Origin of the sequence: Microtetraspora sp. AC03309 (assembly GCF_020826795.1) — a bacterium.
GTDB classification, from domain to species: domain Bacteria; phylum Actinomycetota; class Actinomycetes; order Streptosporangiales; family Streptosporangiaceae; genus Microtetraspora; species Microtetraspora glauca.
This window is the reverse complement of the sequence record NZ_JADDIL010000081.1, coordinates 1-16,532: the sequence shown is the minus strand read 5'-3', so window position 1 is coordinate 16,532 and position 16,532 is coordinate 1. Positions and strand designations below refer to the sequence as shown.

Genomic DNA, 16,532 nt, shown 5'->3' with positions numbered 1-16,532 from the left:
GGGGGTTGCCTAGATGCCGGATATATACCTATATCTCTCTAGAGAGCGCGATGCCGGAAGCTGCTGAGGGATCTACCGGGAATGGCCTAAGCTGCGACGCATGTTCCACCTGGCCGGCGGTTCCCGTCCATGATCGTCATGGGGGTCGGGGCACAGCTCCGCGAGGGCCACGCCACCGCGCGTCACGCGAGCCGCTGGGCGGTCCTCGCGTTACTCTGTTTCAGCCTGCTGCTCATCGCGGTGGACGCGACCGTGCTCCACATCGCGGTGCCCGCGCTGACCGCCGCCCTCGAACCCTCCGCCGTCGAGCTGTTGTGGATCATCGACATCTACTCGCTCGTCGTGGCGCCGCTGCTGGTCACCTTCGGCACGCTCGGCGACCGGTACGGCAGGCGCCGCCTGGTGCTGGCCGGATACGTGGTGTTCGGGCTGGCCTCGCTCTTCGCGGCGCTCTCCGCGTCGCCGCTGGCGCTGATCCTGTCCCGCGCCCTGCTCGGGGTCGGCGGCGCGATGATCATGCCGGCCACACTCTCGATCATCCGTGAGGTCTTCACCGACCGCAGGGAGCGCGCGATCGCCCTGGGCGTCTGGAGCGCGGTCGCCGCCGCGGGCGCCGCCGTCGGCCCGCTGGTCGGCGGTGTCCTCGTCGAGCATTTCTGGTGGGGCGCGGTCTTCCTCATCAACGTGCCGCTGCTGATCGTGGCGCTGCCGCTCGCCGTGCGGCTGCTGCCTCCCTCGCGCAGCCGGTCCGGCCATCCATGGGACGGGCTGAGCGCGGCGCTGTCCACCCTGGGCATCCTCGCCCTCGCGTTCGGGCTCAAGGAGGCGGGATACGGCCACATGATCGGGCGGGGCCCGGCCGTGGCCGTCGCCCTGCTCGGGATCGCGCTGCTCTCCTGGTTCGTACGGCGCCAGCGGCGGCTGGACTTCCCCCTGCTCGACATCTCTCTGTTCACCCGGCGGGGGTTCGCCACCGGCGTCGCCTGCGTGCTGCTGGCGATCTTCGCGTTGGTGGGGCTGGAACTGCTGCTCGCCCAGTACCTCCAGCTCGTCCTCGGGTTGTCCCCGCTGGCGGCGGGCCTGCGCATGTTGCCGTTGATGATCGCGGCGATCGCCGGCGGGCTGGCGGCGGCCCACGTGCTCCAGCGGATCGGGCTCCGGGCCACCATGAGCGGCGGCCTCGCGCTCACCACCGTCTCGCTGACCCCCGTGCTCACCTGGGGCGTCGAGCAGCATCCCGGCATGCTCGCCGTCTGCTTCATCGGGATCGGGTTCGGCGTGGAGGTCGCGCTGCTCGCCGCGTCCGACACGATCATGGCGGCCGTGCCCGAGTCCCACGCGGGCGGTGCCGCGTCGATCGAGGAGACGGCCTACGAGCTGGGCGCCGGCCTCGGCATCGCCGTACTCGGCACGATCACGACGATGGTCTACGCGCCTGCTCTCGGCGTGGTGCCGAACGTGCCCGCCGCCCTGATGAGCAAGGCCAGGGAGTCCCTCGCGGCGGCGGCGCACGTCGCCGCCCAGGTGGGCGGCGCCCCGGGCGCGGCGCTGCTCGACGCCGCCCGGCTGGCCTTCGTCACCGCGCTGCACCGCACGGTCGTGGTCAGCGTGGTCCTGCTCGGGCTCACCGCCCTGGCCGCGTGCGTGTTCATCTCCAGGGAGACCGCCGACGCCCCCGAAGCCGAACCGGAAGACGCCTCACGCTGATCCCGGCCGTTCGGCCCCGGACCCGAGGTGTCCGGCCCGGGTCCCGTCCGATCGAGCGACGCGCTGCGGGCCGTGTCTCGCGGCTGACCGCTCTCGCCGCTTCATACGGGTTCATACAGGCAACCGCTCTGCCGTGCTTGTCCGCAGGGGGTCGATTCTTTATGCGAAAAATTCGCAACAAACCGGATTTTTCCGGACTATTTTTCTCAGGTGACTCCAGGTGATTTCCCGGGCGATTCTCCCTGCCGTTCGAACGTCAGGCATGAGGTCGGTCCTTATGGGCAGATCTCTGGGCATTCGTTCCCCGTCCCCCCACAATGAGGAATCGTGAAGCGAACCCTCCATGACGTGGCCTCGCTGGCGGCCCGGATGGGCGTCGGCGGCATCTTCTTCGCCAACGGCTGGCAGAAGCTCGAAGCCGGTCTCACCGCCACCGGCGCCCAGTTCGCCGAACTGGGCGCTCCCATGCCGGCCATCTGGGCGGCGGCCACCATGCTCATCGAGCTGGTCGGCGGCACGCTGCTGATCGCGGGCCTGGCCGTGCCGTTCGTCGGGCTGCTGCTGTTCGCCGAGGCCGTCGCCGTCTTCGTCATCACCACCGGGCAGAGCGGCATGCCGCTGACCGGTGGGGACATCAAGCTCATCGTCGCTCTCGGCGCCGCGTCGGTCCTCCTCTCGGTAGGAGGCGCCGGGCGCGTCTCGGTCGATCACATGGTCGTCATCAAGCGGCGCGAGGCCGAGGCGGCGGACGAGTTCGCCGCGGACAAGGAGGCCGACGCGGTCATCGCCGCGCTGCGCGAGCCCGAGGACGCCTCCAAGGCCATCGGGCCCGGAACGGCCGGGACCGGGACGGCGCGGGACGCGGGCACATCCGCCTCGACGGGCGGGAGCGCGGGCGGACCGGCCACTGGCGGCCCGAAGGGCCCGGTCACCTTCCCCGCCTCGACCGGCGCGCCCGGCTCGTCCGGTGGAGCAGCCGACGCGCCGGGGTCCGCCGGCGGATCATCGGCCTCCGGTTCGTCGAAAGCGCCGGGCGGCGCGGGACAGACCGCGTCCGGCGCATCCTCCGGCACGTCGTCCAGCACGGCATCGGGCACGGCATCGAGCACGGCATCGGGCACGGCATCGAGCACGGCTTCCGGCCGGACGACCGGCAAAGCGGCCGGCAAGGCGTCGTCGAAGGCGCCCGGGGCCAAGGAGTCCGGGGTCAAGGATTCCAGGGGCGCGGAGTCCGGCGAGGCGTCCGACACCGCGCCCAGGTCGAGGCTGCGCCGTACCAAGCGAGGAACGGACGAGAGCACCGAGAGCCGGAGCGAGGCTCCCGCCGGGCCCGAGCCCGGTGACACCCTGGTCGCGGGCCGGCGCCCCAAGACGTCGTAATTATGTATGCATGTAATCGAAATACCTCGACAATACGGGCATGCGTCTCCCCAATTGGTTCACCGAGCGAGCCGAGCCTGCGTCACCGGACGGCGAGATCCGCGTCTCCACGCTGGAGCTCTTCTTCGACCTCGTCTTCGTCTTCACGGTCACCCAGCTCACCACGCTGCTGACCGACGGCTTCGGCCAGGACCGCTTCATCGGTGAAGGCGCGCTCCGCGCCCTGCTGGTGTTCGGCGTGATCTGGTGGATGTACTCCGGGTACGCCTGGCTGACCAACACGATCCCGCCGGTCCGTGCGGCACGGCGGGTGCTGCTCCTGCTCGGCATGGCGGGCTTCCTGATCGTCGCGCTGGCGATCCCCACCGCGTTCGGCGACGGCGGCACGGCGTTCGCGTTCGGCTATCTGCTGCTCGTCGCCGTGCACGCCGGGCTCTACCTCCAGGCGACGACCGCGTTCTGGCGGGTGGTCCCGTTCAACGTGGCCGCCACCGGGCTGATCTTCCTCGCGAGTTTCGTCCCCGGCCCGCTGGAGTACCTGCTGTGGGCCGCCGCGCTGGTGATGCTGTGGGGCAGCCCGTACTTCATCGGGCAGAAGGGCTTCCCGCTGCGCGCCGGCCACATCGTGGAACGGCACGGCCTGCTGATCATCGTGGCCCTCGGTGAGTCGATCATCGCGATCGGCATCGGCGCGCACGGCCACGCGGGTGCCGGGTTCCTGGTGGCCGCGGCGCTCGGGCTCGCGCTGGCCGCCTGCCTGTGGTGGACCTACTTCGGCGGCGACGACGAGTCCGGCGCCGAGCACGCCCTGGCGCGCCGGGACCCGGTGACCCGCACCCGGCTCATCCTCGCGGCCTACTTCTACGCGCACGTCCCGATGCTGCTGGGCGTGGTCGCGGCGGCGGCGGGCGTCAAGAAGGCGGTGGAGCATCCGTTCGACCCGATGAAGCCGGGTCCCGCGGTCGCCCTGGCGGCGGGCGTCGCTCTGTTCCTCGTCGGCCACCGGTGGTACCGCGGCGCGCTGGGCCTGGCCCAGGCCCCGGCCAGGATGGCCGGGACGGCCGCCGCGCTGATCACCATCCCGGTGGGGCTGTGGTCCGCGACGGCACAGCTGGGCGCGCTGCTGGTGCTGCTCGTCGCCCTGCTGGCCGCCGAACACCGCCGCCGCCCGGCCGCCCATGTGGACGCGGATCACACGCCCGACGCCGTCCGTAGGGGATCCCATGGATGAGGGCGCTCTTCGTGCCCGGACGGCGTCGGGGCGAGGAATGAGCCGCCCCTGGCGCCGGTGCGGCGGAAGATCACCCGAGGCCGTTGCGGGCGATCACCTCGCGGTACCAGCGCGCGCTGTCGCGCGGGGTGCGCTCCAGCGTGTCGTAGTCGACGCGGACCAGGCCGAACCTCTTGTGGTAGCCGTGCGCCCACTCGAAGTTGTCCATCAGGGACCACACGAAGTATCCGCGCAGGTCCACGCCCGTGCCGATGGCGGCGTGCGCGGCGCGGAAGTGGCCGTCCAGGAAGCCGATCCTGTCGCTGTCGGCCAGGTCGTCGGCGAAGGCGGCGCCGTTCTCCGTCACCATCAGCGGCACGCCCGGGTAGTCGCGCGAGAGCCGTACGAGCAGGGCCTCGAGACCGGAGGGGATGATCTCCCAGCCCATCTCGGTGGTCGGCCCTTCTGGCGCGGTCCAGCGGATGCCCTCGCTGCCGGGGTACTCCGGATGGCCGGTGGAGCCGGGGTCGGCGACGACCCTGTTGACGGTGTAGTAGTTGACGCCGAGCACGTCGATCGGCTGCGCGATGGTCTTCAGATCGCCGAGATCGACGTCGGTGTACCGCCTGAGGTGGTCGAGGACGTCGGCGGGATACTCCCCACGCAGCACGGGGTCCAGGAACAACCGGTTCGCCAGGCCGTCGATCAGCCGGGCCGGCTCCGCCTCGCCCAGGACCGGTGACAGGTTCAGGGTCAGCGAGATCGACCCGGCCCCCGCCGTACGGAGTGTCTCGACGGCGAGGCCGTGGGCGAGCATGAGGTGGTGCGCGGCGGTGAAGGCGGCGCCGGGGTCGCACACCCCCGGTGCGTGCCGTCCCGACCCGTGGCCGACGAAGGCCGACACCCAGGGCTCGTTCAGCGTGGTCCAGGTGGCGACCCGGTCCCCGAGCCGCTCGTGGACGGCCGCCGCGTACTCCGCGAAGCGGTACGCGGTGTCCCTGGAGGTCCAGCCACCCACGTCCTGGAGGGCCTGCGGCAGGTCCCAGTGGTAGAGCGTGGCGACCGGCGTGACGCCCTTCTCGGCGAGCGCGTCCACCAGACGGTCGTAGAAGTCCAGCCCGGCGGCGTTGATCTCGCCGGAGCCGAGCGGCTGGACACGGGGCCAGGCGACGGAGAAGCGGTACGCCCCGAGCCCGAGATCCGCCATGATCTCGACGTCCTCGAGGTACCGGTGGTAGTGGTCGCAGGCGACGTCACCGGTGTGGCCGTCGCGGACCTCGCCCGGCGTGTGGGAGAAGGTGTCCCAGATCGACGCTCCCCGGCCGTCCTCGTGGACCGCGCCCTCGATCTGGTACGACGCGGTCGCCGCACCCCAGAGGAACCCCTCCGGAAAAGTGGTCACTGCGAATCCTCCTGGAGGGTGAAGAGGGCCGTGCTCTGACGGATGGTGAGCCGTGGCTCCAGCAGGGTCGACTCGGGTACGGCGGCGCCGTCCAGTTTGGCCATCAGCAACCTGACGGCCTGGCTGCCGACCTCCTCGGCGGGGACGAGCACGGAGGTCAGCGCGGGGCTGGTCCGCTCGGCGACGTCGTCGGGGCAGATCGCCACCACGGACACCTCCTCGGGCACCCGCCGGCCGAGTATCCGCAGCGCGCCGAGGACGTGTCCCACGGCGGCCTCGTTGTGCACGACCAGGCCGGTCAGGTCCGGATGCTCGTCGAGCAGGACCTTGACCGTGCCGCAGACCTCGTCGAACGACTCCTCGCAGGGGCGGGCGACCGCCTCCATGCCGCGCCGCCGCGCCGCGTCGGCGAAGCCCGAGAGCGTGCGCTCGGCGAATCCGGTGCCGCGCTCGTAGACCACGCCGGGGGCGCCGAGCAGCGCGATCTTCCGGTGACCGCGCTCGGACAGGTGCTCGGCGCAGATGGCGCCCGCCCGGCCGAAGTCGAGGTCCACGCAGGTCAGCCCCTCGGGGTCGGCGGGAAAACCGATCAGCACGCTCGGCTCGCCCAGCTCGCGCAGCAGCGGCACGCGGGGATCGTGGATCTCCACGTCCATCAGCAGGAGGCCGTCCACGAGCGCGCTGGCCGCGACCCGGCGCAGCCCGTCCGCGCCCTCGTCGGCGGTCATCAGCAGCACGTCGTGGTCGTACAGCCGGGCCGTGGTCACCACTGAGGTGGCGAACTGCATCAGGACCGGCAGGTTCATCCCCGCGCGCAGCGGCAGCACCAGCGCGATCACGTTGGCCCGCTTGCTGGCCAGCGCCCGCGCCCCCGCGTTGGGGTGGTATCCGAGGAACCGCACGCTGTCGAGGACCCGCTGCCGGGTGGTGGCGGAGATGCTCCGCTTCCCGCTCAGCACGTACGACACGGTGCTGACCGCGACCCCGGCGTGCTTGGCCACGTCGGCGATGGTCACCGTCCTCACCGGCAGAACCTCAGCGCGCGCACTGTGACCCCCTCGCTCTCGAACACCACATAAAGATCGCGTACTCCGGCGGCGCCCGCCAGAGGAGTTCCGGCCTCCACGAAGTCGTACCTCGTCGCGGCCGGGGGCACGGTGACGGTGCCGATCGTCTCGCCGAAGAGGGGGTCGTCGAGCCGCAGGGTCAGCACGCCGCCCTCCGTGCTGGACACGGAGAGGTCGCAGGCGGACGCCCCCCGGCCGAGGTCGGCCCGCCGGAAGACGATCCAGGCGCCGGGTCCCGCGGACCGGACGGCGTCGCCGGACTCGGGCGCGGCGTCGCACAGCACCACTCCGTCGTACTCGTCATGGTCGATGGCGTCCAGCGGGCGGGTGAACACATCGCGCGGCGGGACGCGCTCCCCCTTCACGGTGAACGGCGCGCACAGGAAGACACTCCGGGACGAGCGGCCCACCTGGACCTTGTGCGCGGCCTCCTCCACCACGAACCGGCCGCGGGTCACGTCCCAGAACGCCAGGTCGGCGATCGGGACGGGCACCGCCACGGTACGGCTCTCGCCGGGCGCGAGGCGTACCTTCTCGAAGCCGCGGAGCTGGCGCAGCGGCTGCTTCACCCGGGAGCGCTGCTGGTGGGTGTAGACCTGCACGACCTCCTCGCCCGCGCGCCAGCCGGTGTTCGTGACGGTCACCCGGACGACGAGCGTCTCGTCCGGCCCGAGGTCGTCGGAGGAGAGGACCAGGTCGGAGTAGTGGAACCGGCCGTAGCTGAGGCCGTGGCCGAACGGGTAGAGCGGGGCGCCCCGGTAGTACAGGTAGGTCGAGTCGGTCGCGATGATGTCGTAGTCGAACAGGTCGGGCAGCTCGCAGGCCGACCGGTACCAGGTCTGGGTGAGCCTGCCTCCGGGGTCCTCGTCGCCGAACAGGACGTCCGCCAGCGCGTGGCCGTACTCCTGGCCTCCGTGCGCGGACCAGATGATCGCGGGGACGTGCTCGTCGGCCCAGTTCACCGCGAAGGGGTAGCCGCTGGAGATGACGAGCACGGTCGCCCGGTTGGCCTCGTGCACGGCCTTGACCAGGTTCTCCTGCGCGGCCGGCAGGGCGAGGTCGGCGCGGTCCTCGGTCTCCCTGCCGTTGACCAGCGGGTGGTCGCCCACGACGACGACCGCCACGTCCGCCTCTGCGGCGACCCGGGCCGCCTTCGCCGCGCCGCTCTCGACCAGCTCCACGGTCAGTACGACGGCCGCCTCCGGGTCGTCGGTGATGGTGAGGACGCCGCCGTCGACGGCCACGTACCTGCCGGTGGAGATGTGCCGCAGGACGACGCCGCGCAGCCGCTCCTCCATGCGGAAGGTCTGCCTGACCTCCCAGCCGTTGGGGCCCGGCTGGTCGTTGATCAGTACGCCGTCGTCGCCGACGGAGACGTGGCGCCCGTTGGCCGCCGCCCGGAACGCGTACGCGCCACCGCCCCAGTCGAAGAGGTCGAACGCCGACCGCTCGGGGCCGGCCTGCGGGCCGACGCGCAGCGGCCCGCCGGTCACGTCGTCGGCGGCCGTGACGTACCCGTCGTCGGTGTGGAGGGCGATCCGGTCCACACCCTCGCAATGGAGGGTCTCGCACCTCTCGGCGAGCGCGGCGCGGGCGGTGACCTGGTAGGGCAGCGTGCCGCTGTACCAGTCCTCCAGGAGGACGTCGGCGAGCGGGCCGATCACCGCGATCCTCCGGGGCGATCCGAGCGGCAGGATGCCGTCGTTCTTCAGCAGCGTGATCGACTGCCGGGCCGCCTCCCGGGCGAGCCGCTGGTGCTCGGGGCGGTTGACGACCTCCTCGTCGATCCCGTCGTACGGCGTGGCCGGGTCGAACTCGCCCAGCCTGACCCTGATCGAGAGGGCGTGGCGTACCGCGGCGTCGATGTCCTCCTCGGCCAGCAGGCCGCGGTCGAGCGCCGTCCTGATGTGGCCGAGCGTGGCCTCGGTGGCGGCGTCGTCCTGGGTGAAGCTGTCCAGGCCGGCCCGGATCGCGTGCGCGTACGCCGTGGGAAGGTCCTCGTGGTAGCCCTGCAGCCCGGCGAGGTTGGCCGGGGCGTAGGCGTCGCTGACCACGAGGACGTCGTCGTCGCTCCAGGTGCGCAGCTCCTCGTTGATCAGCGGCGACAGGTGCGCGGGGCGGCCGTTGACCAGGTTGTACGACGGCATGACGGCGACGGCGGCTCCCGACTCGATGGCGGGCCTGAATGCCTTGAGCTCGTACTCGCGCAGCACCCGGGGCGGCAGGTTGCTGGAGCTGACGCACCGGTCGGTCTCGTTGTTGTACGCCAGGAAGTGCTTGAGCGTGGGCGCGGTCTTGAGGACGTCGAGGTCGCCGCGCAGTCCCCGGGCGTAGGCGGTGCCCATGAGGCCGGTCAGCCAGGGGTCCTCGGAGTAGCCCTCCTCGTTGCGTCCCCAGCGGGGGTCGCGCAGCGGGTTGACGACGGGCGCCCAGACATTGCGCCCGGCGCCCGCGGGGTCCTTGTGGTGGAAGGCGATGACCTCGTCGGCGGTCGCCTCTCCCACCCGCCGGACCAGCTCGGGGTTCCAGGTGCTGGCCAGCCCGATCGCCTGGGGGAACACCGTGGCCGGGCCGAGCCAGGCGAGGCCGTGCAGTGCCTCCGTGCCGGTGCGGAACGCCGTGACGCCGAGCCGCTCGACGGGCGCCTGGTACTGGTGCAGCAGGCCGATCTTCTCCTCCAGCGTGAGCCGGCCGAGCAGGTCGCGCACCCGGTCGGCCACGGGGGCTCCGGGGTCGCGGAACGTGTCCTGCCGGGGGTCCGGCCGTTCGGGAGAGGTGATCGGTTCGTTCATCGGGGGGATCCACCTTCGTGTCGAAGCGCTTCGATGAGCCGGCGAGAGAGCGCTTCGATCGAAGCGCTTCGATTGGGACGCGGCTTGGGCAGAAAGGCGTTGCTCAGGGGGCGAAGCGCGTCTCGGCCTCGAATCGTCGAAGCGCTTCGAAGAAGAAGTAGAGGTTTCTTGCGCGTTAAATCGGGACTTAATCGGAAGGGTGCCGCCTACCCGGGCTTCGGTCAACCCCCACCCGCCAAAAAGATCGGATGACCTCGCGGACGTGCCGGTCCACCAGCACGTACGGCACGGCGACGTGGCGGCCCTCCGCACGACGCCCTGAAAGAACACTGAAACGGCGCTCCGAGAGGACCCGGCGCGTGTGGAGGAAACGCGCGCGGCGACCGGCGGGACGGTGGCACGGTGGCACGGTGGGAAACCGCCCCGGCGGAACCCGGGTAGGTGAGACGGCCGGCGGAACGCCCTGTGATCCGGAGGGGTCGTACGGAGCTCAGGCGGGTGCGGGGAGGCGTCCGGAGTCGACCGAGTCGAGAACGCGGGCGGCGGCTCCCAGCGCGGCCGCGCCGTACCCGAGGGTGGAGACCTCGAGCCGGCAGCCGCCTCCGCCGGGGGCGATGGCCCGGCGGAACATCTCCTCCTCGGCGGGCGCGAGCAGCCACGGGGCGAGGGGCACGTAGTACCCGCCCAGGACGATGACCTCGGGGTTCACCAGGTTGGCCACGACGGCGAGCCCTTTGCCGAGGTTGGCGCCGACCTCGGCGAGCAGGTCGAGGACCTCGCGGTCGCCGCCCCTGGCCCGCTGGACGATCTCGTCGATCTCCAGTTCCAGGTCGGCGGGCGAGGCGTCGGGGGCGGTGCGCGCGAGGACGGCGCCGATCCCGGCCGTGGCCTCGATGCATCCACGGCGGCCGCAGCGGCAGTCGGGCCCGAGGGGGTCGATCTGGATGTGGCCGATCTCGCCGGTGTAGCCGCGGCCGCCCCGCCTGAGTCTGCCGTCCATGATCACACCGGCGCCGACGCCCACCTCGCCGGTGATGTAGACGAGGTCGTCCACGTTGCCGTGCGGTCCGAAGCGGCGTTCGGCCAGAGCTCCGAGGTTCGCGTCGTTGTCGACCATGACGGGGAATCCCGGATCGCGCAGCGCCTTGGCGAGGTCTCCGCACAGGTCGACGTCGTGCCAGCCCAGGTTGGGCGCGATGCGCACCGCCCCCTGCACGTCGACCAGGCCGGGCACCGCGACGGTGAGGCCGAGGACCTGCCTGGCCTCCTTGCTCATGCGGCTGACGACGCGGCGGGCGATGGCGGCGACCGCCGCGATGGCCTGGCCGGCGCTCGACGTGCTGCCGGGGAAGGACCGGCGCCAGTTGAGCAGCTCCTCGCCCTTGAGGTCCACGGCGACCGCGGTGATGTAGTCGACGTTCACCTCGACCCCGATCGCGGCGTACGGCGAGCCGTCCAGGACGAGCATGGTGGCGGGGCGGCCGACCCGGTTCTCGGTGAGGCCGGTCTCGCGCAGCAACCGCCGGTCGATGAGATCGGCGACGAGGCTGGACACCGTGGCCTTGTTGAGTCCCGTCGAGGCCGCGATGTCGGCCCGCGAGCAGGGCGCGTTCTCGCGGACGAAACGGAGCACCACGGCCAGATTGGTGGCGCGGACGTCGGTGAAGTCCGCCGGCTGAGGCCCGTTGTGCGTAGTGATCAAAAGTCAGCCCCGTTCCTGCTCAGGCTCATCATGCCGCATGCGCGCGCGGGTCGACATGCCGTTGCCCCTGCCCGATCATGCTGTCCGATCACGCTGTCCGGCCGCGCGGCCGATCCGCGTCCCGCCGTCACCGATCTGTGATCGGCCGATCGCGGGAACGTGGCCGGCGAAGCCTTGTGACAACCGTCACCCTGGACTAATTTGTTTGGTCAAAAGACGAACTAACTCTACCCCGGAGATCCTCTCTCCGACACCCCTCACTGCCTCAAACATAAAGGAAGGGAACGCGCCGTGACATATCACCCCGAAGGCGCGACGACCAGCCGCCGTGGGTTCCTCGGCCTGGTGGGCCTGACGGCCGCCGTCGCCGCCGGCGGCGGGCTGCTCTCCTCGTGCAGCACGCCGACCACGCCGCGGCCCGGCTCGGGCGGGGCCACCGCGGCGGCCGCCGAGAAGCTGACGTCGCTCGTGCCCAACTTCACCGCGTTCTCCGGTGCCACCCCGGACATTCCAGGTACGGTCTCCACGCTGCCCGGCGTGCCGGACTACGCAGGCGGTTTCACGAAATATCCGGCTAACGTGGTCGCGGCGCTCAGCACCAAGCAGGGCAAGGGCGGCACATACAAGGCCATGACCCCGCTGTGGGGCCCGCTCCCGCCGCCGCTGTCGGACAACTCCTTCTTCCAGGACGTCAACGCCGCGATCGGCGCGACCGTGGAGTTCCAGATCGCGGACGGCAATACCTACGTCGACAAGGTCACCGCCCGCCTCGCCGGAGGCGACATCCCCGACATCATGGTCATCCCGAGCTGGGAGATCGACAAGATGGCGGACTTCAACATCGCCGTCGACAAGGCCTTCGAGGACCTCACGCCGTACCTGCAGGGAGACAAGGTCACGCCGTACACGATGCTGGCCGCGCTGCCCACCGCCGCCTGGCAGTGGTCGGTGTGGAACGGCAAGCTGATGGCGGTGCCCTTCCCCACCGAGCCCTATCCGTACGCGCTGCTGTACCGCAAGGACCTGTTCGACAAGAACGGATGGAACGCCAACCCCAAGAACGCGGACGAGCTGTACGCGCTGGGCAAGGAGATCACCGACGCCAAGGCGAAGCGCTGGGCGTTCGGCGACATCCACGAGATGGTCTGGCCGATCTTCCGCATCCCGCAGGAATGGCGGTACGAGGGCGGCAAGCTGACGCACAAGTACGAGACGCCCGAGTACGAGGCGATGCTCGACTTCATGCGCAAGCTGTTCACCGAGAAGCTGATCCACCCGAGCGTCGCGGGCAGCAAGAACGCAGGCGAGAAGGAGCTGTTCGCCTCCGGGCAGCTGGTCGTCTACCGGGACGGCCTCGGCGGCTGGAAGGACCACCTCTACCAGCAGCGGCCGAAGAACCCCGAGTTCAACGTCGGCGCCTTCCCCCTCTTCGCGTTCGACGGCGGCAAGCCGATCATGTACCACAACAACGCGGCGGGCCTCTTCACCTTCGTCAAGAAGGGACTTCCCAAGGAGCAGGTCGAGGAGATCCTCGGCATCCTCAACTACACCGCCGCGCCGTTCGGCACCAAGGAGTTCGAGACCTACATGTACGGCGTGGAGGGCAAACACTTCACCCGTGACGCGAACGGGGCGCCGCAGAAGAACGAGCTGGGCCTCAAGGAGAACACCGACACCTACATCTTCCTGGGCGGGCGCACCCTCCCGACCGACTGGGTGGCCTTCCCCGACGCGGTCCAGGCCAACGCCGCCTGGCAGAACGCGTCGTTCCAGTACATCGAGGCGCAGCCGACCGACGGCATCCGGATCCAGCGCCCGTCCAAGTTGTCCGGCCTGCAGGTCCCCACCGAGGACAAGTTCACCGACATCATGCGCGGGCGGCGTCCCGTGAGCGACGTCAAGAAGATCGTCGAGGAGTGGCGCAGGGACGGCGGGGACGAGGCCCGCGACTTCTACATGAAGGTGCTGCAGGACAACGGCCGTGCCTGAGAACCGCGCGACAACCGATGTGGCGGGTGACCTGTCCGCACCCGCCACGCCGGCTCGATCCGCACCCGCCGCGCCGGTCACGGCGTCCACCGGCGGTGCCTCTGCCGGCGCCGGTGCTGGTGCTGGTGCCGGCAGCGGCGCCGACCGCCCGCCGTTGCGCGCGCGGCTGCGGCGGGACTGGCCGCTGCTGCTGATGACGCTGCCCGCGATCGGCCTGCTCGCGGTGTTCTACTACGTCCCCATCATGGGGAGCGTCATCGCCTTCCAGGACTACTCGCCGTACGTCGGGATCAAGGAGAGCCCGTGGGTCGGGCTGGCCAACTTCCAGTGGCTGATCCTGGACGCGAGCTTCTGGGACGCGACGCTGAACACGCTCGGGATCACGACCTTCCAGCTGTTCTTCTACTTCCCCGTCCCGATCCTGCTGGCGATCCTGCTGGACAGCGTCGTACGGCCCCGGCTGCGCCTGTTCATCCAGAGCGTCGTCTACATGCCGCACTTCTTCTCGTGGGTGCTGGTCGTCACGCTCTTCCAGCAGATGTTCGGCGGCGCCGGTCTGATCTCGCAGATCCTGCGCGACCACGGGTACGAGGGCCTCGACCTCATGACGAACCCGGACACCTTCCTGCTGCTCGTCACGGGCGAGACGATCTGGAAGGACGCCGGCTGGGGCACCATCATCTTCCTCGCGGCGCTGGCGGCGATCGACCAGAACCTGTACGAGGCGGCGGCCGTCGACGGCGCGAGCAGGTGGAAGCGGCTGTGGCACATCACGCTGCCGGGGCTGCGTCCCGTGGTGATCCTGCTGCTGATTTTGCGGCTCGGTGACGCGCTCAACGTCGGGTTCGAACAGTTCTTCCTGCAGCGCGACGCGGTCGGCCGGGACGCGGCCGAGGTGCTCGACACGTTCGTGTACTGGCGCACGCTGCTGACCGGAGAGTGGAGCTACGGCGCCGCGGCGGGCCTGGTCAAGGGCGTCGTGGGGCTGATCCTCATCGTGATCGCGAACAAGGTCGCACACCGGTTCGGCGAGCAAGGGATCTACAAGAAGTCATGACCTCCTCCCCACGGCAGGCGTCCGGAGGCTCCCCACCTAAGGAGATTCGATGACGGCACTTCCTTCATGGGCGGAGCGCCCGAGTCCCGCCGGGCGGACGGCGAAGGGGCTGATCCTGACGCTCATCGTGGTCAGCGTCCTGTTCCCCATCTATATGGTCGTGCTGACCAGCCTGTCCCCGCAGGAGGCGGTGACGAAGGCGGGCGGCCTGGTGACGGTGCCCGACGGACTGTCCTTCGGCGCCTACCGGGAGCTGTTCGCCGGTGGTGTCGTGACCCGGTCCGTGCTGGTCAGCCTCGGCGTGACCGCCGTCGGCACCACCATCAGCCTGACCGTCACCGTGCTCGCCGCGTACGGGCTGTCCCGGCCGGGGTCGGTGCTGCACCGCACGTTGCTGTTCGCGGTGCTGCTGACGTTCCTGTTCGTGCCGGGCCTGATCCCGAGCTATCTCGTGGTCAGCTCGCTCGGGTTGCTGGACAGCTACTGGGCGCTGATCCTGCCCAGCGCCGTCTGGGCGTTCAACCTCGTGGTCATGCGGGCGTTCTTCATGAACATCCCCAAGGAGGTGACCGACAGCGCGCGGATCGACGGCGCGAGCGAGTTCCGCATCCTCTGGCGGATCGTCCTGCCCATGTCCAAGGGCGTCACGGCGGTCATCGGCCTGTTCTACGCCGTGGGCTACTGGAACGCGTTCTTCAACGCCGTGCTGTACCTGAACGACAACGCCAAGTGGCCGCTCCAGCTCGTGCTCAGACAGTACGTCCTGCAGGGGCAGTCGCTGATCACAGGACAGGCGTCGGTCAGCTCGATCCCCGGGCAGGCGCTGCCGCCCAGCCTCGCCATCCAGATGTCGATCGTCGTCGTCGCCCTCGTCCCCGTGCTGTTCATCTATCCCTTCGTGCAGAAGCACTTCACCAAGGGCGTGATCATCGGGGCGGTCAAGGGCTGAGCCCGTCCCTCCCGCATGGCCGTGCGCGGCCCGCCGGACGTGTGCGCCGTACGGGAGGAACGGGGCGGGCCGTCACCGGCCGGCGCCGACCTTGTCCACGATCTGGGTGGCGCCCATCTCGCGCGCGCAGTGGGCACAGCAGCAGAAGTGCCCGCCGACGTCGACTCCGTGGCCCACGATGCGGCACCCGCAGTGCTCGCACACCGGCGCCATCTTGGTGATCGCGCACTCGAAGCTGTCGAAGACGTGCACCGCTCCCTGCGCGTGAACCTCGAAGCTCATGTCGTAGTCGTTGCCGCAGACTTCGCAAGCCGCCATGATTCCCCCCGAATCCTCTGCTGGCTGTCGTCTACCCTCGCGACTCTGACGATCACCACACATAATGGTCAATCTCCCGCATGTTTCGCTGAAAAGATGTGAGGGGTTGAGGTGCCCGCCATAGGCCCGTTACGACCCGAGGATCCCGAGCGGCTCGGCGACTACCGGCTCCGGGGACGGCTGTCCGCCGACGCCCGGAGCGTGGTCTACGCGGCCGAGTCGAGCTCCGGACAGCAGGTCGCCGTCACGCTCTACAGCCTGGAACCCGACAGCCCGGACGAGTTTCTCCGCCGCGTCGAGGCCCTCGAGGGACTGCCCGTCTCAGGTGCGGTGCGCGTCCTCGACGCGGGCACCGCCAACCGCCTGCCGTACGTCGTGACCGAACTCGTGGACGGGCCCACGCTCGCCCGGACGGTCCGCGAGCACGGGCCGCTGACCGGACCCGCGCTGCACCGGCTCGCCGTGGGGACCGTCACCGTGCTGGTGGCGATCCACCAGGCGGGAGCCGTACACGGCGAGTTCGAGCCGGGCGCGGTCGTCCTCGGCCCGGACGGGCCGCGCGTCGCGGGCACGGGCGTCGCCGCGGTGCTCCACGCGGCCCCGGACGGCGTAACCCAGCCGGTCACGTCCCCGTCCTATCTGGCTCCGGAACGGCTCGCGGGGGAAGGCGCCGGACCGCCCGCCGACATGTTCGCCTGGGCGTCGGCGATGGTCTTCGCCGCCTCCGGGCACTCACCCTTCGACGCGGACGGTACGGCCGCGACGATGAACCGGGTGCTGACCGGCGAGCCGGACCTGCCGGACCTGGACGAGCCGCTCGGCCCCCTCATCGCCGCCTGCCTGGCCAGGGATCCCGTGGCCCGGCCGACCGCCGGTGACGCGCTGCTGCGGCTGGTGGGGCACTCGCTCCTCACCGGGCGGCACGAGACGGCCGTTCCCGATCTCCCACCCCCTGCCGC

General features: G+C 70.5%; 12 protein-coding genes. 7 read left to right on the top strand and 5 right to left on the bottom strand.

The genetic code is table 11. The annotated features are described in order from the left end of the window. Positions 1-129: 129 nt before the first annotated feature. From IMZ11_RS34980 to IMZ11_RS34970, 3 genes are all read left to right on the top strand, one after another. Complete coding sequence (locus tag IMZ11_RS34980) at positions 130-1,707, top strand: MFS transporter (protein WP_228646718.1); 1,578 nt, start codon at positions 130-132, stop codon at positions 1,705-1,707. Positions 1,708-2,034: 327 nt separating this feature from the next. After that, positions 2,035-3,087: a DoxX family protein gene (locus IMZ11_RS34975; RefSeq protein WP_228646717.1), complete on the top strand. Its 1,053-nt coding sequence runs from the start codon at positions 2,035-2,037 to the stop codon at positions 3,085-3,087. A 40-nt stretch (positions 3,088-3,127) separates the two neighbouring features. Continuing rightward, positions 3,128-4,318, top strand: coding sequence for a low temperature requirement protein A (locus IMZ11_RS34970; RefSeq protein WP_228646716.1), 1,191 nt, complete (start codon positions 3,128-3,130; stop codon positions 4,316-4,318). Between the two features lie 70 nt (positions 4,319-4,388). Here the strand turns inward: IMZ11_RS34970 and IMZ11_RS34965 are convergent, their stop codons facing one another. From IMZ11_RS34965 to IMZ11_RS34950, 4 genes are all read right to left on the bottom strand, one after another. After that, a complete protein-coding gene (locus IMZ11_RS34965; protein ID WP_228646715.1) occupies positions 4,389-5,699 on the bottom strand; it encodes a GH1 family beta-glucosidase in 1,311 nt (436 codons plus the stop codon). Then, positions 5,696-6,730 carry a LacI family DNA-binding transcriptional regulator gene (locus IMZ11_RS34960; RefSeq protein WP_228646734.1) on the bottom strand — a complete coding sequence of 345 codons (1,035 nt, stop codon included), beginning with the start codon at positions 6,728-6,730 and terminating at the stop codon, positions 5,696-5,698. Before IMZ11_RS34960 ends, IMZ11_RS34965 begins: the two co-directional genes overlap by 4 nt. Continuing rightward, positions 6,721-9,558 (bottom strand): glycoside hydrolase family 3 protein, encoded by a 2,838-nt coding sequence (locus tag IMZ11_RS34955; protein ID WP_228646714.1) that lies wholly within the window; start codon positions 9,556-9,558, stop codon positions 6,721-6,723. Before IMZ11_RS34955 ends, IMZ11_RS34960 begins: the two co-directional genes overlap by 10 nt. 490 nt (positions 9,559-10,048) lie before the next feature. Then, a complete protein-coding gene (locus tag IMZ11_RS34950; protein WP_228646713.1) occupies positions 10,049-11,260 on the bottom strand; it encodes an ROK family transcriptional regulator in 1,212 nt (403 codons plus the stop codon). A gap of 291 nt (positions 11,261-11,551) precedes the next feature. Between IMZ11_RS34950 and IMZ11_RS34945 the strand changes: the two genes are divergently transcribed. Genes IMZ11_RS34945 through IMZ11_RS34935 form a run of 3 tightly spaced genes read left to right on the top strand, consistent with a single transcriptional unit; the run spans position 11,552 to position 15,255 of the window. Continuing rightward, entirely contained in the window at positions 11,552-13,249 is a 1,698-nt protein-coding gene (locus IMZ11_RS34945) for an extracellular solute-binding protein (protein ID WP_228646712.1), read from the top strand. Next, positions 13,242-14,306 carry a sugar ABC transporter permease gene (locus IMZ11_RS34940; protein ID WP_228646711.1) on the top strand — a complete coding sequence of 355 codons (1,065 nt, stop codon included), beginning with the start codon at positions 13,242-13,244 and terminating at the stop codon, positions 14,304-14,306. Before IMZ11_RS34945 ends, IMZ11_RS34940 begins: the two co-directional genes overlap by 8 nt. Before the next feature lie 49 nt (positions 14,307-14,355). Then, positions 14,356-15,255, top strand: coding sequence for a carbohydrate ABC transporter permease (locus IMZ11_RS34935; RefSeq protein WP_228646710.1), 900 nt, complete (start codon positions 14,356-14,358; stop codon positions 15,253-15,255). 72 nt (positions 15,256-15,327) lie between these two features. Here IMZ11_RS34935 and IMZ11_RS34930 read toward each other — a convergent pair whose 3' ends face one another. Next, a complete protein-coding gene (locus tag IMZ11_RS34930; protein WP_061257380.1) occupies positions 15,328-15,573 on the bottom strand; it encodes a hypothetical protein in 246 nt (81 codons plus the stop codon). A 111-nt stretch (positions 15,574-15,684) separates the two neighbouring features. Here IMZ11_RS34930 and IMZ11_RS34925 point away from each other — a divergent pair. After that, a partial coding sequence (locus IMZ11_RS34925) for a protein kinase (protein WP_228646709.1) occupies positions 15,685-16,532 on the top strand: 848 nt, incomplete at its 3' end.